The 20,283-nt window shown below is 72.8% G+C and carries 16 protein-coding genes; 11 read left to right on the top strand and 5 right to left on the bottom strand.

The features are described from left to right. Positions 1–24: 24 nt before the first annotated feature. Positions 25–1,260 (top strand): CaiB/BaiF CoA transferase family protein, encoded by a 1,236-nt coding sequence (locus tag E5083_RS26775; protein WP_135788235.1) that lies wholly within the window; start codon positions 25–27, stop codon positions 1,258–1,260. A gap of 88 nt (positions 1,261–1,348) precedes the next feature. On the opposite strand, the gene E5083_RS26780 is transcribed toward E5083_RS26775, so the two are convergent. From E5083_RS26780 to E5083_RS26790, 3 genes are all read right to left on the bottom strand, one after another. Further along, positions 1,349–1,618, bottom strand: coding sequence for a hypothetical protein (locus E5083_RS26780; RefSeq protein WP_030812513.1), 270 nt, complete (start codon positions 1,616–1,618; stop codon positions 1,349–1,351). 128 nt (positions 1,619–1,746) lie between these two features. Beyond that, on the bottom strand, positions 1,747–2,553 hold the full coding sequence (locus tag E5083_RS26785; protein ID WP_135788236.1) for an anti-sigma factor: 807 nt from the start codon (positions 2,551–2,553) through the stop codon (positions 1,747–1,749). Beyond that, complete coding sequence (locus tag E5083_RS26790; RefSeq protein ID WP_135788313.1) at positions 2,550–3,137, bottom strand: sigma-70 family RNA polymerase sigma factor; 588 nt, start codon at positions 3,135–3,137, stop codon at positions 2,550–2,552. Before E5083_RS26790 ends, E5083_RS26785 begins: the two co-directional genes overlap by 4 nt. A 157-nt stretch (positions 3,138–3,294) precedes the next feature. On the opposite strand from E5083_RS26790, the gene E5083_RS26795 reads away from it, so the two are divergent. The 4 genes from E5083_RS26795 (at position 3,295) to E5083_RS26810 (ending at position 9,605) form a co-directional block, all read left to right on the top strand. Then, a complete protein-coding gene (locus tag E5083_RS26795) occupies positions 3,295–4,830 on the top strand; it encodes a DUF4331 domain-containing protein (protein WP_135788237.1) in 1,536 nt (511 codons plus the stop codon). Between the two features lie 96 nt (positions 4,831–4,926). Then, a complete protein-coding gene (locus E5083_RS26800; RefSeq protein ID WP_208754161.1) occupies positions 4,927–6,312 on the top strand; it encodes a tetratricopeptide repeat protein in 1,386 nt (461 codons plus the stop codon). Continuing rightward, on the top strand, positions 6,309–8,024 hold the full coding sequence (locus tag E5083_RS31345; RefSeq protein WP_167513642.1) for a sulfite exporter TauE/SafE family protein: 1,716 nt from the start codon (positions 6,309–6,311) through the stop codon (positions 8,022–8,024). The genes E5083_RS26800 and E5083_RS31345 overlap by 4 nt, the downstream gene beginning before the upstream one ends. A gap of 45 nt (positions 8,025–8,069) precedes the next feature. Then, positions 8,070–9,605 (top strand): serine/threonine-protein kinase, encoded by a 1,536-nt coding sequence (locus E5083_RS26810; RefSeq protein WP_135788238.1) that lies wholly within the window; start codon positions 8,070–8,072, stop codon positions 9,603–9,605. A 68-nt stretch (positions 9,606–9,673) separates the two neighbouring features. Here E5083_RS26810 and E5083_RS26815 read toward each other — a convergent pair whose 3' ends face one another. After that, positions 9,674–10,468 (bottom strand): SGNH/GDSL hydrolase family protein, encoded by a 795-nt coding sequence (locus tag E5083_RS26815; protein ID WP_135788239.1) that lies wholly within the window; start codon positions 10,466–10,468, stop codon positions 9,674–9,676. Between the two features lie 262 nt (positions 10,469–10,730). Between E5083_RS26815 and E5083_RS26820 the strand changes: the two genes are divergently transcribed. The 5 genes from E5083_RS26820 (at position 10,731) to E5083_RS26840 (ending at position 17,626) form a co-directional block, all read left to right on the top strand. After that, on the top strand, positions 10,731–11,201 hold the full coding sequence (locus tag E5083_RS26820; RefSeq protein ID WP_244317661.1) for a hypothetical protein: 471 nt from the start codon (positions 10,731–10,733) through the stop codon (positions 11,199–11,201). A gap of 351 nt (positions 11,202–11,552) precedes the next feature. Continuing rightward, the gene (locus E5083_RS26825; protein ID WP_135788240.1) at positions 11,553–12,371 is read left to right on the top strand and encodes a glycosyltransferase family 2 protein; all 819 of its coding nucleotides are present in this window, start codon (positions 11,553–11,555) and stop codon (positions 12,369–12,371) included. Then, positions 12,368–13,357 carry a glycosyltransferase family 2 protein gene (locus E5083_RS26830; RefSeq protein WP_135788241.1) on the top strand — a complete coding sequence of 330 codons (990 nt, stop codon included), beginning with the start codon at positions 12,368–12,370 and terminating at the stop codon, positions 13,355–13,357. Before E5083_RS26825 ends, E5083_RS26830 begins: the two co-directional genes overlap by 4 nt. Beyond that, the gene (locus tag E5083_RS26835; protein ID WP_135788242.1) at positions 13,354–14,154 is read left to right on the top strand and encodes a polysaccharide deacetylase family protein; all 801 of its coding nucleotides are present in this window, start codon (positions 13,354–13,356) and stop codon (positions 14,152–14,154) included. The genes E5083_RS26830 and E5083_RS26835 overlap by 4 nt, the downstream gene beginning before the upstream one ends. Beyond that, a complete protein-coding gene (locus E5083_RS26840) occupies positions 14,147–17,626 on the top strand; it encodes a lipopolysaccharide biosynthesis protein (protein ID WP_135788243.1) in 3,480 nt (1,159 codons plus the stop codon). The genes E5083_RS26835 and E5083_RS26840 overlap by 8 nt, the downstream gene beginning before the upstream one ends. Positions 17,627–17,641: 15 nt before the next feature. On the opposite strand, the gene E5083_RS26845 is transcribed toward E5083_RS26840, so the two are convergent. Beyond that, the gene (locus E5083_RS26845) at positions 17,642–19,045 is read right to left on the bottom strand and encodes a GH39 family glycosyl hydrolase (protein ID WP_135788244.1); all 1,404 of its coding nucleotides are present in this window, start codon (positions 19,043–19,045) and stop codon (positions 17,642–17,644) included. 110 nt (positions 19,046–19,155) lie between these two features. On the opposite strand from E5083_RS26845, the gene E5083_RS26850 reads away from it, so the two are divergent. Continuing rightward, on the top strand, positions 19,156–20,274 hold the full coding sequence (locus E5083_RS26850; RefSeq protein WP_135788245.1) for a DUF5925 domain-containing protein: 1,119 nt from the start codon (positions 19,156–19,158) through the stop codon (positions 20,272–20,274). The last annotated feature ends 9 nt before the right edge of the window (positions 20,275–20,283 follow it).

Raw genomic sequence — 20,283 nt, forward strand, 5'->3', positions numbered from 1 at the left:
GCCCGCCGGGAGATCATCGCGGGCATGGATCTGCTGCCGCCGCCCCTGGAGGGCGTCACCGTCGTGGCCGTCGAACAGGCCGTGTCCGCGCCCTTCGCCACCCGTCAACTGGCCGACCTGGGCGCGCGGGTGATCAAGGTGGAGCGGGTCGACGGCGGTGACTTCGCACGCGGCTACGACACCGCCGCCGAGGGGCTCGCCTCACACTTCGTGTGGTGCAACCGGGGCAAGGAGTCCATCGCGCTGGACCTGAAGGACCCGCGCGGTCTGGACGTCGTACGGCGGCTGGTCGCGGAGGCGGACGTGTTCGTGCAGAACCTCGCGCACGGCGCGGCGGCCCGCCTCGGCCTGGACGCGGCCACCCTCTGCGCGGCCGACCCGCGGCTGATCGCCGTGGACATCTCGGGGTACGGCGGCTCGGGGCCGTACGCGGACAAGCGGGCGTACGACATGCTCGTGCAGTGCGAGGCGGGGCTGGTGTCGGTGACCGGTACGCCCGAGCGGCCGGTGAAGGCGGGCATCCCGGCGGCGGACATCGCGGCGGCCATGTACGCCTTCTCGGGGGTGCTGGCCGCGCTGGTGCGGCGCGGTACGACCGGGCGGGGCGGCCCCGTGGAGGTGTCGATGCTGGAGGCGCTGGCCATGGGGGTCCCCCCTGCTCGAGCGAAGCCGAGAGCTTGGGGGAGGATGGGGCATCCGCTGCACCACACGATGCACGGGGGCGAACCCCCGGCGCGCACCGGTCTCGCGCACGCCGTGATCGTGCCGTACGACTCCTACGCGACGGCGGACGGCGGCCGGGTGCTGCTGTCGGTGCAGAACGACCGGGAGTGGCGGCGGCTGGCCGAACTGGTACTGGACAGACCGGAGTTGGCGTACGACCCGGCGTACGCGACCAACGCGGCGCGGGTGGCCGGGCGGGAGCGGACCGACGCGCTGGTCGCGGGGGCGCTGGGCGCGCTGACGGCGGACGAGGCGCTGGCGCGGCTGGAGGCGGCGGGGATCGCGTGTGCGCGGATCAGGGATCTGGCCGAGCTGGCGGAGCATCCGCAGCTCGCGGCGCGGGAGCGGTGGCGGCGGGTGGGTTCGCCGGTGGGACCGCTGCGCGCGCTGCTGCCGCCCATCACGCTGCCGGGTGGCGCGGAGACGCGGCTGGGGGACGTGCCCGCGCTCGGCCGGCACACCGACGCGCTGCTCCGTGCCGTGGGGATGACGGACGACGAGATCGCGGCGTTGCGCCGGGACGGTGTGGCGGCCTGAGCGCGGATGGCCTGCGGGGGCGGGGCGCCGGTTCGGTCGGGGCCGGGCCGGTACCGGGCGGCACTCCGGGGAGTCCGCTCGGTACGGCTCAGTGGCTGCCGAAGAGCGACCGGCGCAGCCGGCGCAGGGGCGCGAAGAGAGAGACCCGGCTGACGCGGACGCGCCGGTCGCTGCGCTGACGCACGGTGTCCCGCGCGGTCAGTTCACGCATCAGCGACGTCGCTTCGACCGTCTCCCGCTGCGGTATGGCTGGTCCGCCGAGCACCGCGAGGTGGCGGTCCAGACGCCTGCTGGTCGCACCACTTCCGCAGGTGATCGCAGGGACCCTGGCCCTGCTGCGCATTGCTATCTGCTCCATGTCACTCCCCACCCGTACGAATCCACCCGGCCCACGGGCAGAGTAACCCTATCGTCCCGGTAGGGCATGCGTGTATCTCGGCCACGGGATTCACCTTCCCCACAAGGAGGTTGATCATCCCTCATTGACTACTCTCCGAATCCGACTGATTTCAGGGTGAGTTGGACAACGGGCTGGCCAGTGGGGTGCTCAGAACCGCCGTTCGGCTCGACCGTCACCGCGAGTGACGCCGCGGACTTCTCCAGCCCCTTCACCGCCAAGGGCGTGTCGCCGCCGAGAAGCCCGAGAGACCGGGGTTGTACGCCGGGGCGCGTGAGCCAGAGCTGATGCACCCGGCCGCCGGACGGCGTGCCGTATCCGCTCAGGGTGACGACGGCGCGGCCCTCGGACGGCGAGGCGACGACCGCGAGCGCGCGGCCGTGTCCGTCGGTCCCGGCCGTGGCACGGGCGTCCGGAGCGGCCAGAACGTGGGCGATGTCACGTGCCCGCGCCCGCTCGGCGGCGAGCCGTTCCTCGGTGCGGTGCGCCTGGACGGCGAAGAGCGAGGCGACGACCAGGGCGGCCGCGGCCGTCACCGTGGCGAACGGCACGAACAGCGGACGCGGCCGGGTACGCGCGGGCGGCGGCTGGACTCCCCATACGTGCGGCGGCAGTTGGGCGGCGCGCGGCCGACCGGCGGGCGCCGGTTCCTGGGGCGTGGTGCGTACGGCGGCCAGGACGCGTTCGCGCAGGGCGGCCGGGGCGGGGGCGGCGGTGGACCAGGCCAGCCGGACGGCGTCCTCGGACAGTTCGCGCACCTCCGCCGTGCAGCGGCCGCAGCCCGCGAGGTGCTTCCCGAACCGGCGCCGCTCGCCGGGGTCGAGGGCGTCCAGGGCGTAGGGCGCGGCCAGCGAGTGCGGGTCCTCGCGGCGCAGCAGACGGGTGAAGACGCTCACGCGGCACCTCCGAGGCAGCCGCGCAGCCGGTTCAGGCCGTCGCGCATCCGGGTCTTGACGGTGCCGAGCGGCAGCGAGAGCCGTTCGGCGACCTCGCGGTAGGTGTAGCCGTCGTAGTAGGCGAGGGTGACGGACTGGCGCTGGAGGTCGGTCAGCCGTCTCAGACAGCGGCGCACCCACTCCCGTTCGAGTCCGGCCTCGACCTCCTCGGTGACGTGGTCGAAGGCGGGTTCCCCGGCGCGCAGGGCCTCGCGCTGCTCGCGTTCGCCGGCCGCGCGGGCGCTGCGCACCCGGTCGACGGCGCGGCGGTGGGCGAGGGTGAGTATCCAGGACAGGGCGCTGCCGCGTGCCGGGTCGAACCGGGCGGCGGAGCGCCAGAGTTCGAGCAGCACCTCCTGGACGACCTCCTCGGACTGGGCGGGGTCGCGCACGACCCGCCGGACCAGTCCGAACACCGGCCCGGAGACCAGGCCGTACAGCTCCTCGAACGCCTGGTGGTCGCCGCCCGCCACGCGCACCAGCAGTACCTCGGCACCCTCACCCCGGCCGTGGCCGCACCCGGCCGTGCCGGTGACCCCTCGCATCCGCACGAACGCACACCTCCGGCGGTTGATACGGATCGGCGGGCCGAAAACGCGGGTCGGAAAAGAGGAAAAAGAAAGTTCCGCTCCGGCCAATCCGCGCGCGCCGATCGCTCCGTATACCCGTCCGTCAAGCAAGTCGGATTCGAGGACGGACGGCATGACTCTCTTCGCCAGAAGCGGCACGGCACGCAACGGCCTGGTCCCGCTCATCTGCGGCGCGCTCGCCGCCGGTGGGCTCGCGGCCGCCGGTGTCGCCACGCTGGAGCCGGGGGCGGCCTCCGCCTCCTCCCATCGGGAGGCCCCGCTGATCTCGGGAACCCCGCAGTACGACAACACCGATCTGTACGCGTTCGTCAGCCCCGACAAGCCGGACACCACGACGATCGTGGCCGACTGGATACCGTTCGAGGAACCGGCGGGCGGCCCGAACTTCTACACCTTCGCCGACGACGCGCAGTACGACCTGCACATCGACAGCGATGGCGATGCCCGGGACGACCTCCTCTTCCGCTACACGTTCAAGACGAGGACGAGGAACGGGAAGACGTTCCTCTACAACACCGGCCCCGTCACCAGCCTGGACGACCCCGACCTCAACATCACCCAGACCTACGACCTCGAACTGGTCCGCCTGAAGGACGGCCACGCGATGTCCCGGACCAAGGTCGCGGACGACGTGCCGGTGGCGCCGTCCAACGTGGGCAAGGCGTCCATGCCGGACTACGGCACGCTGCGCTCGCAGGCGGTGTACAAGACGGCGGGCGGCGCGGCGACCTTCGCGGGGCAGGCGGACGACCCGTTCTTCCTGGACCTGCGCGTCTTCGACCTGCTGTACGGCGGCAACCTGAGCGAGGTCGGCCGGGACACCCTCAAGGGCTACAACGTCAACACGATCGCCCTCCAGGTCCCCAACGACCTGATCCGGCAGTCGGCGGACCAGCCGGTCGTCGGCATCTGGTCCACCACCCAGCGCCGCAACGCCCAGGGCTACTACAGCCAGGTCTCCCGCCTCGGCAACCCGCTGGTCAACGAGGTGGTCAACCCGCAGGCGGACAAGGACCGCTTCAACGCCTCCCAGCCCTCGCACGACGCCCAGTTCCTGAAGAACGTCACCAACCCGGAGCTGCCCAAGCTCATCGAGGGCATCTATAAGATCGACGCCCCGGCCGAGCCGCGCAACGACCTGGTGGACGTCTTCCTCAAGGGCGTCAAGGGCCTCAACCAGCCCCCGAACGTGCGCCCTTCGGAGCAACTGCGGCTGAACACCTCGATCAAGCCGACCATGCACCCCAAGCGGCTCGGCGTGCTCGACGGCGACAACGCGGGCTTCCCCAACGGCCGCCGGCTCACCGACGACGTGATCGACGAGGCCCTCCAGGTCGTCGAGGGCGAACTCCTGGGCGCCAAGAACGACTTGGGCGACGCGGTGGACGCCAACGACAAGAAGTTCGAGAAGTCCTTCCCCTACGTCGCCCAGCCCACGGCGGGTTCGCGGGGCGCGCTGGCCAAGGGCACGACCGCGGGCGCCGACGTCAAGAGCCAGCTCGGTGACGCACTGAGCCCGGCCTCGGCGTCGGGCGGCACCGACAACACCGTGCTGATCGCCGGCTCGGCGGCGGCGGGCGCGGCCGCGATCCTGCTGCTCGGCACCGTCGTCGGCTGGTGGCGCCGCCGAATGCGGCGCGCCTACTGAACCACTCCTTGAGCGACCGGCACGGCCCGTACCCCTTCCCCCACGGCGGGCCGCGCCGGTCTTCCCTACCACCATCAGGCGAACCAGGAGAGGGCGATGGGCCCGCGTACGAGTAGTGACGAGCAGACCGGTGGCACGCCGGACGGTCGCGTTCCGGGCCGCCGCCGGACGGCGTGGCGGGTGGCGTCCGCCGCCCTGCTGGCCGTCGCGCTGACCGGTGGCGCGGTCGCCTTCGGGGCCGCGCGGGACGGCGGGCGGCCGGCTCCGGTCGCCGCCTCCGCCGCCCTGGACCCCGGCGCACTGGCGGGCGCCGACCCGGACGCGGCCGTCGCCGCGCTCCAGACCCACTTGAAGGCGCAGCCGAAGGACCACGACGGCTGGGCCACCCTCGGCCTCGCCTACGTGGAACAGGCCCGCACCAAGGGCGACCCGGCCCGGTATCCGCAGGCGCAGGCCGCGCTCCGACGCTCCCTCGCGCTCGCCCCCGGCAACGACAGGGCGGTGGCCGGACAGGCCGCCCTCGCCGCGGCCCGCCACGACTTCACCGGCGCCCTCGCGGACGCGGACCGCGTCCTGAAGCACAACCCCTACGACGAACGCGCCCTCTGCTCCCGCATCGACGCCCTGGTCGAACTCGGCCGGTACGCCGAGGCGGCCCGCGCCGCCGACACCGCCGACGCCCGCAAGCCCGGCACCCCCGTCTTCACCCGGTACGCCTACGTGCACGAGCTGCGCGGGGACATCACCACGGCCCGGCGCGTCCTCCAGCAGGCCCTCACCGGCGCGATCTCCCCCGGCGACATCGCCTACGTGGCCGCCCAGCTCGGCCAACTCGCCTGGAACCAGGGCGACTACCGGACCGCCCTCACCCAGTACGCCCGCGCCCTGGCCGCCGACGACACCTACCTCCCCGCCCTGGAGGGCCGGGCCCGCGCCCAGGCGGCGAGCGGACAACAGGCCGCCGCGATCAAGGGACTTGAGACCGTCGTCGCCCGTGCGCCGCTGCCCACCTGGCTGGTGGCGCTCGGGGAGCTGTACGAGGCGCGCGACGGCGCGGGTGACCGGGAGAAGGCACGCCAGCAGTACACGCTCGTCCAGGCGTGGATCGCGCTGGCCCGCGCCAACGGCGTCGACGCCGACCTGGACACCGCGCTGGCCGCCGCCGACCACGGCGACAAGGCGGCCGCCCTGCGCGCGGCCCGCGCCGAGTGGGCCCGCCGGCACACCGTCCACACGGCGGACGCCCTCGCCTGGGCACTGCACGTCAACGGCCACGACACGGAGGCCCTCGCGCACGCCCGCGAGGCCACCGCCACCGGCTACCGCAACGCGTCCTTCCTCTACCACCGGGGCGTCATCGAACTCGCCACCGGTCACGCGAAGGAGGGCCGCGCCTCGCTGGCGGCGGCGCTGAAGCTGAACCCCGGCTTCTCCCCGCTCGGTGCCGCCGAGGCCCGCAAGGCGCTGGAGGCGGCCAAGTGAGGCTCCGCCGTTCCCTCGCCGTCCTCGCGGGCACCTGCGCCGTGCTGCTCGGCTCCGCCCCGGCGGCGGACGCGCATCCCCTGGGCAACTTCACCGTCAACCGGTACGACGGTCTCGTCGCCGCTCCCGGTACGCTCCGCGTCACCCATGTCGAGGACCTGGCGGAGATCCCGGCGACCCAGGCCAAGCCGGAGCTGGAGCGGCTCGGCACCGCCCGGTGGGCCTCGTCGCGCTGTGCCGAGGCGGCGCGGGGCAGCGAGGTCACCGTGGGCGGGCGCCGGGTCACGCTCACGGTGTCGGCCGCGCGGGCCGAGCTGCGGCCGGGGCAGGCGGGGCTGGACACCCTGCGGCTGGAGTGCGCGGAGTCGGCCCCGCTGCCTGAGGGCGCGACGCTGAACGTCGGCTTCCGCAGCGCCGGGGTGTCCTCCGGGCCGGGGTGGCGGGAGATCACGGCGCGGGGCGACCGGATGACGCTGAGCCGGTCCGACGTGCCGCGCGAGTCGGTCTCACGTCAACTCACCACCTACCCGGCCGGGTTGCTCTCCTCCCCCGCCGACACCTCCACCGCCCGGCTCACCCTCCGGCCCGGCGGGGCCGCCCTGGCCCAGGAACGGGACGCCCCCGGCGCCTCGGTGCTGCCGCGCGGCGCCGACCGCTGGACCCAGGCGTTGAACGACCTGGTCGCCCGGCGTGACCTCACCCTCGGCTTCGCCACGCTGGCCCTGCTCATCGCGGTCGGCCTGGGCGCGGCCCACGCGCTCGCACCGGGGCACGGCAAGACGCTGATGGCCGCCGCCGCTGCCGCCCGGGGCGGGCGCGCCCGGCTTCGGGACGTACTCCCGCTGGCCGCCTCGGTCACCGTCACCCACACCCTCGGGGTGGTCGCGCTGGGGCTGTTGGTGACGGCCGGCTCCGCCGCGACACCCTCGGTGGTGGCGTGGCTGGGGGTGGCGAGCGGGGCGTTGGTGCTCGGGGCGGGGGTCAGTCTCGTACGGCGGGCCTGGCGGGGGCGGGGGGTTCAGGCGGGGCATACGCATGAGCCTGTGCGGGTCGCTGAGGTGGAGGTGCGGGCGTTGGCGCTGGTGGGTGGGGGTGGTGGTCGGGAGGCACATGTTCGTACCGACCATGTCGCGGGACCACATGTGCCGAGCCCACGTGTACGGGACGCACACGTACGGAGCCCACATGGGCCAAGCGCCCATGTGTCAAGCCCCCATGTGTCAAGCGCACATGGAGAGACCCCACATGTGCCCGACCACCACCACCCGCACCCCCACTCACCCGACCACGACCACACCCACCCGCACCCCCACCCCCACACCCACACCCACACCCACGGCGGCCACACCCACACCCACCCCACCGCCCCCACCCTCAAAGGCACCCTCCTCCTCGGCTTCGCGGGCGGCCTCGTCCCCAGCCCCTCCGCCGTGGTCGTCCTGGTGGGCGCCGCCGCCCTCGGCCAGGCATGGTTCGGCCTCCTCCTGGTCGTCGCGTACGGCATCGGCCTGGCCCTGACCCTCACCGCCGCCGGCTTCGCCGTAGTCAGGCTCGGCACGGTCGCCGGCTGCCTCCTGGACCGGAACCCGGCCCGCCACGCCCACCCCCTCACCGCACTGCTCCGCCGCACGATCCCCCTGGCCTCCGCGCTGGCCGTGCTGGCGCTGGGCGCCGGATTGATGCTCAAGGGGGTCGCAAGCGCTGTCGGCTGAGCTACGTTGGTCAGGATTCGCGCGACGTGCCATGGGGGGAAGCCCGTGTCAGAACAGCCGGGACGCGATCGGTTGATCGCCGGCCGTTACCGTCTGCTGTCCCCGCTGGGCGAGGGCGGCATGGGCACGGTGTGGCGGGCCCGCGACGAGGTGCTCCGGCGTGAGGTGGCCGTCAAGGAGGTACGCGCCCCGGCCGGGCTGCCCGCCGGTGACGTGGAGCGGATGTACGCCCGCCTGGAGCGCGAGGCGTGGGCGGCGGCTCGGGTCGCCCACCCCAACGTGGTCACGGTGTACGACGTGGCGATGGAGGGCGGCCGCCCCTGGATCGTCATGGAGCTGGTGCGCGGCCGTTCGCTGGCCGACATCCTGGAGACGACCGGCCCGCTGTCCGTGACGGAGACCGCCCGCGTCGGCGCCGAGGTGCTGGACGCGCTGCGCGCCGCGCACGACGTCGGCGTACTGCACCGGGACGTGAAGCCGGCCAATGTGCTGCTGTCCGACGACGGCCGGGTGGTGCTGACCGACTTCGGGATCGCCTCGGTCGAGGGCAGTTCGGCGCTGACCATGGCCGGAGAGGTGATCGGCTCCCCCGAATATCTCTCCCCCGAGCGGGCGTTGGGCCGTACGCCGGGCCCCGAGTCGGACCTGTGGTCGCTGGGTGTGCTGCTGTACGCGGCGGTGGAGGGCGGCTCCCCGTTCCGCCACGACACCCCGCTCTCCACCCTGCGCGCCGTGGTGGACGAGCCCTTGCCGCCCCCGCACCTGGCGGGCCCCCTCACCCCGGTCATCGAGGGCCTCCTCCGCAAGGACCTCGAGGAGCGGCTGCCCGCCGAACAGGCCGCGCGCGACCTGCGGTTGATCGCGGCCGGAGGCGCGCCCACGACCCGTGTCGCGTACGTACCGCCGCCCCCGCCGACCGTCCCGCTGCCGGAGGGCGAGCCCGATCCGGGTCCGCCGGTGCGCGAGCGGCGCGCGGGTGTCGTCCTGGTCATCGGCGTGCTCGCCCTGGTCCTCGCGCTGGCCGGGCTGACGTACACCCTGCTGCAGCGGGACGACGGCGACCGGAACGAGGGCGGGAGCACCCCGGGCGCGACCGTCACGAGGACCAGCGAGCCCCGCTCCCCCACACCGACCAGCCATGAGCCGTCACCGTCGAAGAGCAGCGCCCCGCCGAGCAGCAGCGAGCCGGCGCAGTCGGTACGGGTGGCGCTGACCGGAACGCATACGGAATATCGAGGGAGTTGTCCGCCGCCGGAGGCCGAGTCGCCGGTGTTCACCGCGACGTTCACCGTGGGGCGGCTGCCCGCCGAGGTGCGCTACCGGTGGAAGCTGAAGCACGGCTCGTTCGAGGGCGACGAGTGGCGGACGCTGTCCTTCCCGGAGGGCGGCGAGCGCACTCGTCAGGCGCGGGTGACCGTGCGGACCAACGACGAGGACGGCACGTCGGAGAACGCGATCAGCGTGGAGGTGCGGGAGCCGGAGCGGGTCACGTCCGACGAGGTGCCGTTCACCGTGACGTGTGACAGGACGACGGAGACCCCGTCGGACGGGGCCTCCGCTTCATCCTCCGACACACCGTGATATTTCGTTCGTCCGAGTGAGTCCCGTACGGCTCGCATTGACGGGGCCACCCCTATGGACGGTGGGGGTCAGGCTGCGTTGGTGAGCACGGGGAGATAGCCGCCGGACTGTCCGGCCGCGGTCGGGTGGTACGACTCGCCGATGTTGGTCCAGTTGACGCTGTGCAGCCAGGAGTTGCTGGAGCAGATCTCATGGCCGGTGAAGGTGGTGCGGACGTCACCGAAGACGAAGCCGTGGGCCTGGGCTCGCTTCTGGATGGCGCTGTTCATGTAGTCGGCCGCGCTGTTGATCGCGGAGCGCTTGGTCTCGGAGAGGCCGAGGCAGCTCTGGCCGAGCAGGTAGAAGCGCGGGTAGCCGATGACGACCACGCGGGCGGAGGGGGACGTGGCACTGATCGCGTTGTACACGGCGTCGAGCTTGCCGGGCAGCGTGGAGTCGACGTAGGCGCGGGCGGTGTTGATCCGGGACAGACAGGTGCTGTCGGAGGAGATGACACAGGTGGTCATGACGTCGGCGAAGCCGGCGTCGTTGCCGCCGATGGTGATGGACACCAGGCCGGTGGCGGAGTTGAGCGAGCCGAGCTGGCCCGCGAGGACGTCGTCCGTGGTGGCGCCCGAGCAGGCGTTGAAGGCGAAGGAGGACGGGCCGTGCGCGGCGTTCCACAGGTAGGGGTACGCCTTGGTGCTGCGGTCGCAGTCGCCGCTGGAGCTGATGTAACTGCCTGAGCCGACCCCGGAGGAGTAGGAGTCGCCGAGCGCCACGTAGCCGCCGGTGGCGGCCTGCGACGATCCGGCACCGGCGAGGGTGAAGCCGGTGGCGAGGAGGAGTGAAGCCACGTATGCCGCAATTCGGGTACGTCTCATGGAACCTCCCTTTAGCAGGATCTCTGCCACAACTTTGGTACCAGCTACGCGCGTTGACGGGAAGTGTCCATGCCAAAACAATTTCGGTTCTCAACCATGATCAGTCGCTGACGCTGACGTCTCGCCACATAGCACAAGCCACAGGCGAGTTCGGGAACAATCCCCCGGAAGGGTCACGGGGGCCGAGGTCGTCTTGACGCCCTCGGAGCGGCTGCGCCACATTGAAGCCCGGCATCCGACGCGTCGGGGGGCAAGTCGGCCCATGCGGTCATCAACTGGCAACAGACACACGGCAGACGGTGAAGGCGCAGAGCGGACGGGTCCGGGGAGGGACCTGTCGGCCCTGCTCGCCGGAGCCGCGACCGGCACCGCCGCGTGCGGCGCGCTGCTCGCGCTCATCGACTCCGGCTCACCGCTGCGCGGACCGTGCGCACTGTTCTTCCTGCTCGCCGCGCCCGCCCTGGCCATCGCCGTGGCGCTGCGCGGTCTCGACCCCTTCGGCCGGCTCATCGCCGCGCTCGCCGGGGCGGTCGCGCTCGACATGCTGGTCGCCCAGGCCATGTTGACCGTGCACCGCTGGTCGGTGACGGGCGGGATCGTCGCCGTGACCGTACTCAGCCTGCTGATCCTGCTGGCCACCCATGTACGGCAGCGGGGGCGGACGCGAGAGGGGACGCCGGAAGGGAGTAAAACAGGCCAAAGTTTCGTAACGGCCAAACCAACTGATTCGTGAGACCACGTCCAGGTCTTGCGATTCTGCTTCTATCGTCAATACCGTCGTACATCTCACCCGATCGGTCCGTCGCCCACGGTTCAGGGGAGGGCTCGGAGCCGTGACGCACCGGGGTGAGGCGCGGTAGGGGGGTGCCGTGCTCGGTGACCGCACCAGGTGACCGGGCCGTGCCGCGCGACCGGAGGTCCCTGCACGCTCGGGGGCCCGGTCAGCTTTGCCAGCTCGTCCTTTTCCGGCCCGGAGTGCATTTCGCCGTGCCGCGAGCAGGGACGAGAACCCCCCTTTCGAACCGGACACACAGCCGGGCCGCCCGAGGGGCGGGCGGTCCACCGGACGAGAGGGACCACAGTCATGAGTTCTGTTCTGCGCACGCCGGGTCCGGACCGCGAGCCGCTGCTCGCGGCCCACTACCGGCCCATCTCCTCGCACCTGGCGATCACTCCGCCGGTGAGCGTGGTGATCCCCGCCATGAACGAGGCGGAGAACCTGCCGTACGTGTTCAAGACGCTGCCGGACTGGATTCACGAAGTGGTCCTGGTCGACGGCGACTCCACCGACGACACCGTGGACGTGGCCCGCTCGCTGTGGCCGGACGTGAAGGTGGTCGCCCAGCGCGGCAAGGGCAAGGGGGACGCCCTGATCAGCGGGTTCGAGGCGGCTTCCGGCGACATCATCGTGATGGTCGACGCGGACGGCTCGGCCGACGGCAACGAGATCGTCTCCTACGTCTCCGCGCTGGTCTCCGGCGCCGACTTCGCCAAGGGCTCCCGGTTCGCCAACGGCGGCGGCACCGATGACATGACCCTGATCCGCAAGCTGGGCAACTGGGCGCTGTGCACGGTCGTCAACCGCAAGTTCGGCGCCCGTTACACGGACCTCTGCTACGGCTACAACGCGTTCTGGCGGCACTGCCTGGACAAGATCGACCTGGACTGCACCGGCTTCGAGGTCGAGACGCTGATGAACATCAGAGTGGTCAAGGCCGGGCTGAAGGTGCAGGAGATCCCCAGCCACGAATACCTCCGCATCCACGGCACCAGCAATCTGCGGGCCGTGCGGGACGGGCTGCGGGTGCTCAGAGTGATCCTCCAGGAACGTTCCAACCGCCGTGCGCTGCGCCGGATTCGCCGTTCGCCGCTGGCCGACTCCCGGCGGGGAGCGGCGTCTTGACCGCTCCGGCCATTTCCGTCGTGATCTGCGTGTACACCGAGGACCGCTGGGAGGACATCCTCGCGGCAGTCGCCTCGGTGCGCGCCCAGTCGTATCCGGCGCTGGAGACCCTGCTGGTGGTGGACCACAACACCGCCCTGCTGGACCGGCTGGCCGCCGAGTACAAGGAAGCGGACGGCGGCCCGGTCCGGGTACTCGCCAACGCCGGTCCGCGCGGCCTGTCGGCGGGCCGCAACACGGGGGTCGCCGCATCGAAGGGCGAGGTCATCGCGTTCCTCGACGACGATGCGGTGGCCGAGCCGGACTGGCTGCGCCACCTCGCCGAGGGGTACGCCGACCCGCGCGTGCTGGCGGTCGGCGGCCGGACCGAGCCGGTGTGGGCGTCGGGGCGGCGGCCGGCCTGGTTCCCGGAGGAGTTCGACTGGGTAGTGGGCTGCACCTACCGGGGTCTGCCGCCCGGCCGGGTCCGGGTGCGCAATGTGCTGGGCGGCAACGCCTCCTTCCGGCGCACCGCGTTCGAGCTGGCGGGCGGCTTCGCCACCGGGATCGGCCGGGACGGCGACCGGCGCCCGCTGGGCTGCGAGGAGACGGAGCTGTGCATCCGGATCAGCCGGGCCCGCCCCGACGCCCTGCTCCTCATCGACGACCGCGCGGTGATCCACCACCGGGTGCCCGAAGTCCGCGAGCGCTTCGCCTACTTCCGCACCCGGACGTACGCCGAGGGCCTGTCCAAGGCGCTGGTGGCCCGGAGCGTGGGCGCGGCGAAGGGGCTGGAGTCGGAACGCCGGTACACCACACGGGTGTTGCCCGCCGGGATCGCGCGCGGCCTGCGGGACGCGGCGCTGGCCCGGCCGGGCGGCGCGGGGCGTGCCGGGGCGATCGTGGCGGGCGTGCTCGGCGCGGCCGGCGGTTACGCGGTGGGCAGCGTACGGGCCCGGCGCGGCGGGCCCCGGTTCGCGGTGCCGCCGGTGGAGGTGGGCGGATGACCGGCACGGCCGTACCGATCCTGATGTACCACGCGGTGGCGGCCGCGCCGGGCGACGCGACCCGCGCGCTGTCGGTCGCGCCGGAGGCGTTCGCGGAGCAGATGGCGCTCATCGGCGACCTGGGCCTGACCCCGCTCACCACCGCAGCCCTCGCGGCGCACTGGCGCTACCGGCGCCCGCTGCCCGCCCGGCCGGTGCTGATCACCTTCGACGACGGCTACGAGGGCGTCCACCGCCACGCCCTGCCGGTGCTGGCCAAGCACGGCTTCCCGGCCACCCTGTTCGCCGCGACCGGCTGGCTCAGGGGCCCCCACGACACCGGGGGCGGCCTGGACGCCATGCTCGACTGGGACCAGGTACGCGAACTGGCCGACAGCGGTGTGGAGATCGGGGGCCACAGCCACAGCCACCCGCAGCTCGACCAGTTGGACGACGCCGCGCTCGCCGCCGAGCTGGAGCACAGCACCGGCATCCTCACCGACGAACTCGGCGCCCGCCCACTGTCGTTCGCCTACCCCTACGGTTACTCCAGCCGCCGCGTCCGCGAGGCGGTACGGGCGGCGGGGTACACCCAGGCGCTGGCGGTCGGCAACGCGCTGGCCCGGCGCCGGCAGGGCCCGTACGCGCTGCGCCGGGTCACCGTGCGGCGCAGCACCGGGGTGGCGGAGTTCGAGCGACTGCTCCAAGGACGTTCCATCGCACGGGACTTCGCGAAGGACCGTGCGCTGACCACTGGATACGCACTCGTGCGAAGAGCACGCCAGGTCTGCCGGAAGGCCATCCGCTCCCGTGTCTGACACGACCACCGCCCAAGAGGCCGCCCCGGCCGTCGCCGCGCCGGGGCGCCGCCCGCGACTGCCCCTACTGGGCCGCGCGTTCGGCGGCAATCCGCTGTTCCGCAACGCCTACGCGCTGATGCTGAACACCGGCATCTCCGCCGTCCTCGGTCTCGGCTTCTGGCTGGCGGCGGCACGCTACTACTCGGAGTCGGCGGTCGGGCAGGGCTCGGCCGCCATCGCCGCGATGAAGCTCCTGGCGGGGCTGACCGCGGTGACCCTGACCGGCGCCCTGGCCCGCTTCATCCCGGTCGCGGGACGTGCCACCGCCCGGCTCATCTTCCGTACGTACGCCGGAAGTTCGCTGGTGGTGGCGGTGGCGGCGGGGGTGTTCCTGCTGACGCTGGACGTGTGGGGGCCGTCGTACCGGTTCCTGCACGGGCCGGTGAACGGGCTCGGGTTCCTCGCGGCGGTCGTCGCCTGGAACGTACTCACGCTTCAGGACGGGGTGCTGACCGGGCTGCGCAGCGCGCCGTGGGTGCCGGTGGGCAACACCGTGTTCTCGGCGGTGAAGCTGGGGCTGCTGGTGGCGTTCGCGGTGGCGGTCCCGACTGCCGGGGTGTTCGTCTCCTGGGTCGCGGCCATCGCCACCTCCGTACTCCCGCTGGGCTGGCTGGTGTTCCGGCGGCTGGTGCCCCGGCACACGGCGGCGACCGAGGGGCGGGCGCATCCGCCGACGCTGCGGGAGATCGGCCGCTTCCTGGCCGGCGACTACACCGGCTCGCTGTTCTCGCTGGGGGTGGTCTACCTCGTCCCGGTGATCATCGCGTCGCAGGTCAGCGCCGAGGACAACGCGTACTTCTACATCACCACCACCATCGGCGGCACCACCAACCTGCTCGCCATCAACATGGGCGCCTCCCTCACCGTGGAGGGCTCGCACGACCCGGCGCGGCTGGCCGCCAACACCCGTGCGGCGCTGAAACGGATGGCCCGGATCATGCTGCCGGTCGCGGGTGTCCTCTTCGTCGGCGCCCCCTGGATTCTGGGCGTGTTCGGCGCGGGGTACGCGGACGCGGCGACCCCGCTGCTGCGCTGGTTCGCGGTCGGCGCGGTGCTGCGGGTGGTGATGGAGACGTACTTCGCGGTGCTCCGGGCACAGAGCCGGACCGCCGGACTCGCCTGGCTCCAGGGGCTGTTGTGCGTACTGGTACTGGCCCTGACGCTGCTGCTCCTGCCCCGGATGGGGCTGACCGGGGCGGGCGTCGCGGAGATCTGCAGCCTGGCGGTGATCGTGGCCGTCGCCGCGCCGCGCCTGTGGCAGGTGATCCGGCCCGGCCCGGTGACGGCGGCGCCGGACGGTGATCTGGCCGATCTGGGGTCGCGCGAGGCGACCCGGCCGGCGCCCTCCTGGGTCAAGGGGACGGAAGCGGTCGACCCGGCTCCGCCAGAAGAGAAGCAGGCGCCCGCCGAGCCACCCCCGCCCCGCCCCCGCCGCTCCCCCACCCGCACCGGTCTCGTCCTCGGCTGCCTCCTCCTCTCCGCGCTCCTCCTCTACTGGGTCCCCGCCCTCCGCCTCACCGACGCCGACCTCGACCGGATGGGCGGCCTGGGTCTCGTCTCGGTGCTGCCACTGACGACGCTGGCCGGTGCCGCGCTGCTGGTCACGGTGTTCGCCGCGCTGCTCAGGCTGCGCCGGGAGCACCGGACGCTGCTGCTGCTCACCCTGGTGGCGACGGTGTTCTCGCTGCACGCGCTGCCCGCCGTGATCGAGAGCGCGCCCAGGTTCCCCACGGCCTGGCAGCACCTGGGCTTCCTGGACTACATCGACCGCACCGGCTCGACCGTGCCCGACCTGGACGCCCGCTGGAGCTGGCCGGGCTTCTTCGCGGTCACCGCGTTCGTCGCCCAGGCATGCGGGGTGTCCGACTTCACCGAGGTGATCCGCTGGTGGCCGACGGCGATCCAACTCGCCTATCTGGCACCGATGTTCCTGCTCGCCCGGTCGCTCCGGGCGAGCTGGCGGGCCCGGTGGGCCGGGGTGTGGCTGTTCGCGCTGAGCGGCTGGGTCGGGCAGGACTACTTCTCCCCGCAGGGCTTCACCTATCTGCTGTACCTGGTGTTCGTGGCGATCCTGCTGGTGTGGTTCCGGGCCCCGCACATGATCTGGTCCCGGCTGCGGCCCGGCGAGGCCGAGGTGGAGCCCACCGACCGGCGCCAACGGGTCGTGCTGCTCCTGGTGTTGATCGCCCTGTTCCTGGCCTGCGTCCCGGCCCACCAGCTCACCCCGTTCGTGATGCTCGGCGTGCTCGCGGCCCTGGTGCTGCTGCGCCGGTGCGAACTGCGGGGCCTGCCGCTGCTGTTCGCGGTGGTGGTGGCGGTGTGGGTCGGCTTCATGGCGGAGCCGTACTGGTCGGGGCACTTCGACGAGCTGTTCGGCGGCCTCGGCGGGGTCGGCGGCAATGTGTCGACCTCGGTCTCCGGCCGTATCGAGGGCGGGAGTTCGACCCACAAGCTGGTGCTGTACACCCGCGTGCTGCTGGCCGGCTCGGTGCTGGCGCTGGCCTGCTGGGGCTGGTGGCGGCGGCGCGCACACGGCTACCGCGAACGCTCCCTGCTGGTCCTCGCGTTCGTACCGTTCCTCGGCTTCGGCATGCAGTCGTACGGCGGCGAGATGGCGCTGCGCGTCTTCATGTTCGCGCTGCCGGGCGCGGCCCTGCTGGGGGCGCTCGCGCTGTTCCCGCGTACGGGGCAGCGGAACCGGGTGAACCTGGGCGCGCCGGCCGCGCTGCTCGCCGGGCTGCTGCTGATCGGCGGCTTCCTGGTGGCCCGCTGGGGCAACGAGCCGTTCGAGCGGACCCGGCCCGGCGAGGTCGCGGCGATGGACTGGGTGTACGCCCATGACGAGCCGACCGTACGGCTGCTGTGGCTGACCACGGACACGGTCAACGACGTGACTCCGGCGCTGGCCTGGGGCGCGCGGGACATGGAGCGGGTGACCTATGTGCCCACCCTCGCGCCCCCCGACCCGGTGCTGGTGTCCGGGCTGGTCAAGTCGCTGAAGGACGCGGGCCCGAACTCGTATCTGATCGTCAACGAGAGCCAGGTCCGCTATCTGGAGCTGGACGCGGGCTACCCGGCCTCCTGGGAGTCCCGGCTGACCCGCACGCTGGACGGCCGTGCGGAGCTGGCCAAGGTGCTGGTCAACGGGGACGCGACCGTGTACGCGCTGCGCGGCGGCGGGTCGGCGGCGGTGCCCGAGCCGGACCCGGGTCCGATCGGGCCGCAGATCACCTGGACGCCGTGGTCGGTGGTGGGCGCGCTGGCCGCCGGGGTGCTGATCCTGCTGCTGGCCGGCCGTGAGGTGCTCCGGGTGGCGGGCCGGCCGAGCGTGGGCCGGCTGCGGCGGCAGCAGAGCGCGTTCTGGTTCGCGCTGCCGCTGCTGGCGGTGGTGCTGGCCTCGCTGGTGCAGCGGTTCCTCACGATGAGCTGAGGAGGCGCAAGTGGCTCAGCGGTCGAGCCACTTCACCTCGTAGCCGCGCATCCGGAACCGCTTGCCGTCGATGCGGGCGCTGACCGGGCGGTCCAGGGTGTTCACCACCAAGGCGGTGTCCCGGCTCGCCAGCACGCGAAGGCCGGGCGCGGCGGAGAGCTTCTCATACCGGGTGCCGGGCGGGAACGCCTTGCCGAAGCGGGAGATGAGGCCGTACATGGGCAGTGCGCGGCCGCCGTCGGCGTCCCCGGTCGGGGTCCACAGGCAGCCGGGGCAGTCGGCGCCGCTCTTCTTCTCCGGGTTCCAGTAGAAGCCGGAGTCGGCGCCGCCTTGGGCCATGGCGATCAGCCCGGTGGCGTGCACGGCGATCCGGCGGTCTTCGGACCAGCCCTCGCGCCGGTCCTGGGAGTCGGCGGGCTCCACGTAGTACTCGGCCCACCACAGCGGGAGGTCGTGTGTGCGCCCCCGCACCCACTCCCCCACGGCGGTGAACTTGGCGGTGGCGGCGAACTCGTCGGGGAGCAGCTCGTCATCGTTGGTGTAGCTGGAGCCGTCGACCACCACGAAGTCTGCGCCGGACTTGTGGGCGTTCCAGTAGTCGAAGGCGTCCAGTACCCGCTGGTCCATGGCGCCCCAGGGCCCGCGCACCTGCGCCGAGGCGTGGTCGGCGCGGGGGTCGACGCTGTCCATGGGCAGGTAGGGACCGCCGACCATGTTGTCCGGGTCGGCCTTCTTCAGCGCCGCCCGCACCAGGTTGTACAGCTCGGTGTACCCCTCGTAGTCCCAGCGGCCCTCGCCTTCGTTCCAGAACCCCTTGAACTCGTTCCAGACGACGAAGTGCCGTACGTCGGGGTAGCGGCGGGCGACGGTGGCGGCGAGGTCGGCGAAGTCCTGGTAGTGCTCCGGGTCGGGCGCCCGCTCCAGCGAGCCCTGGCTCCAGTCGGTGGCACCGACACCGGCCTTGCCGCCCTTCATCCAGTCGGGGGCGCAGCACAGGGTGATGACGGGGGTGCCGCCGGAGGCGCGGATGAAGTCGATACGGCGGTCCAGGGCGCCGAAGTCGTAGTGCCCCTTCACCGGTTCGGGGTTGTCGGCGCCCCAGCCCATCACGGCCTGGTCCTGCGGGAGTCCGCCGTCACCCTTCAGCAGCCGGGCCACGCGATCGCTGCCGCCACCCTGGTCGGCGCTGTACTGGGTGTGGGTGAAACCCCAGCCCACATCGGGGCGTACGGGTCCGGTGGGGGCGGCGGGCGTGCCGTGCGCCCGGGCGCCGTCGCGGGTGGTGCCGCTTGTGTCGGCGCCGCGTCCGGGGAGGGTGTTCAGGAGGGTCACCAGCAGGGCCAGCGCGGTCACGCACACGCCGAGCAGGGCGGTGAGCCGCCACCGCTGTGCCCCCGTGTACCACCGATGACTGCCCATCAGCTCCACAGTAACGGCGGAAACCCGGCGTCGGACGCGAGTTGGGAACACCTGGGGACAAGCGGCGGAATTGCCGTGCGCGCGGTGCGCCGGTGCCCGATCATGGCGGCATGTCTGTGAACCCGCGGAACCCGCACGACGCGCTGCCGATCCGGCTGAACGTCGACGACTCCGACTCGCCCTCCGACGTCGTCGACGCGTTGTTCCTCGGCCGTTTCGCCACGGGTGAGCAGCCGTACGCGCACGCGGCCAACATCGACCGGGTCCGCTCCGAGGCGACCCTGCTGCCCGACGGCGCGCGGGTGCTGCGGGTGGCCCGCGACGAGGACCGCAGCGCGACCCTCGCGGAGGGCGACGGCTGGACCTTGCTGGTCTCCCGCTGGAACCGGGGCGCGGACGTCACGGTGACCGCCACCACGGCCGAGCTGGCCAAAGAGGTGCTGGGCCGGGCCACGGACGGCGCGGCCGACGAGCCCGCCCCGCAGCCGGACAACGTCACGATGGGCTTCTGGTACGTCTCGCCCCGGCGCGGTCCGCACCGCACCACCCGGCAGATCTCGGCCGGCACCTGGGAGGAGGTGCGGTCCAACTACACCGCGCCGGTGGCCCAGGCGATGGACCGGCTGATGAAGACGACGCCGGAGGACATCGCGGGCCGGCTCCTGCTGCTGCACGGCCCGCCGGGCACCGGCAAGACCTCCGCGCTGCGCACGCTGGCCCGGTCCTGGCGGGAGTGGTGCCAGGTGGACTGCGTACTGGACCCGGAGCGGCTCTTCTCCGACGTGGGCTATCTGATGGACATCGCGATCGGCGAGGAGGACGGCACCGGCAAGGGCCGCTGGCGGCTGCTCCTGCTGGAGGACTGCGACGAGCTGATCCGGGGCGAGGCCCGGCACACCGCGGGCCAGGCGCTGTCCCGGCTGCTGAACCTGACCGACGGGCTGCTGGGCCAGGGCCGCAACGTCCTGGTGGGGGTCACCACCAACGAGGACCTGGAGCGGCTGCACCCGGCCGTGGTCCGCCCCGGCCGCTGTCTGGCCCGGATCGAGGTGGGCCCGCTGACCCGCCCGGAGGCGGTGAGCTGGCTCGGCGACCAGGCCCCGGAGCTGGGGAACGAGCTGGGCCGGGACGGCTCGACACTGGCCGAGCTGTACGCGCTGCGCCGGGGTACGGCGCCGACGTCGGTACCGGGGGCGCGGGACGGGGCGGACGCGGGGCTGTACCTCTAACCGCGCGGG

Source organism: Streptomyces bauhiniae (genome assembly GCF_004784475.1).
GTDB classification, from domain to species: Bacteria; Actinomycetota; Actinomycetes; order Streptomycetales; family Streptomycetaceae; genus Streptomyces; species Streptomyces seoulensis.

Excerpts from the sequence above, each read along its gene's own strand:
- E5083_RS26775 (WP_135788235.1), top strand. The coding sequence starts at position 25 with ATGGATCTGCTGCCGCCGCCCCTGGAGGGCGTCACCGTCGTGGCCGTC.
- E5083_RS26780 (WP_030812513.1), bottom strand. The coding sequence starts at position 1,618 with ATGGAGCAGATAGCAATGCGCAGCAGGGCCAGGGTCCCTGCGATCACC.
- E5083_RS26790 (WP_135788313.1), bottom strand. The coding sequence starts at position 3,137 with ATGCGAGGGGTCACCGGCACGGCCGGGTGCGGCCACGGCCGGGGTGAG.
- E5083_RS26795 (WP_135788237.1), top strand. The coding sequence starts at position 3,295 with ATGACTCTCTTCGCCAGAAGCGGCACGGCACGCAACGGCCTGGTCCCG.
- E5083_RS26800 (WP_208754161.1), top strand. The coding sequence starts at position 4,927 with ATGGGCCCGCGTACGAGTAGTGACGAGCAGACCGGTGGCACGCCGGAC.
- E5083_RS26815 (WP_135788239.1), bottom strand. The coding sequence starts at position 10,468 with ATGAGACGTACCCGAATTGCGGCATACGTGGCTTCACTCCTCCTCGCC.
- E5083_RS26820 (WP_244317661.1), top strand. The coding sequence starts at position 10,731 with ATGCGGTCATCAACTGGCAACAGACACACGGCAGACGGTGAAGGCGCA.
- E5083_RS26825 (WP_135788240.1), top strand. The coding sequence starts at position 11,553 with ATGAGTTCTGTTCTGCGCACGCCGGGTCCGGACCGCGAGCCGCTGCTC.
- E5083_RS26835 (WP_135788242.1), top strand. The coding sequence starts at position 13,354 with ATGACCGGCACGGCCGTACCGATCCTGATGTACCACGCGGTGGCGGCC.
- E5083_RS26845 (WP_135788244.1), bottom strand. The coding sequence starts at position 19,045 with ATGGGCAGTCATCGGTGGTACACGGGGGCACAGCGGTGGCGGCTCACC.
- E5083_RS26850 (WP_135788245.1), top strand. The coding sequence starts at position 19,156 with ATGTCTGTGAACCCGCGGAACCCGCACGACGCGCTGCCGATCCGGCTG.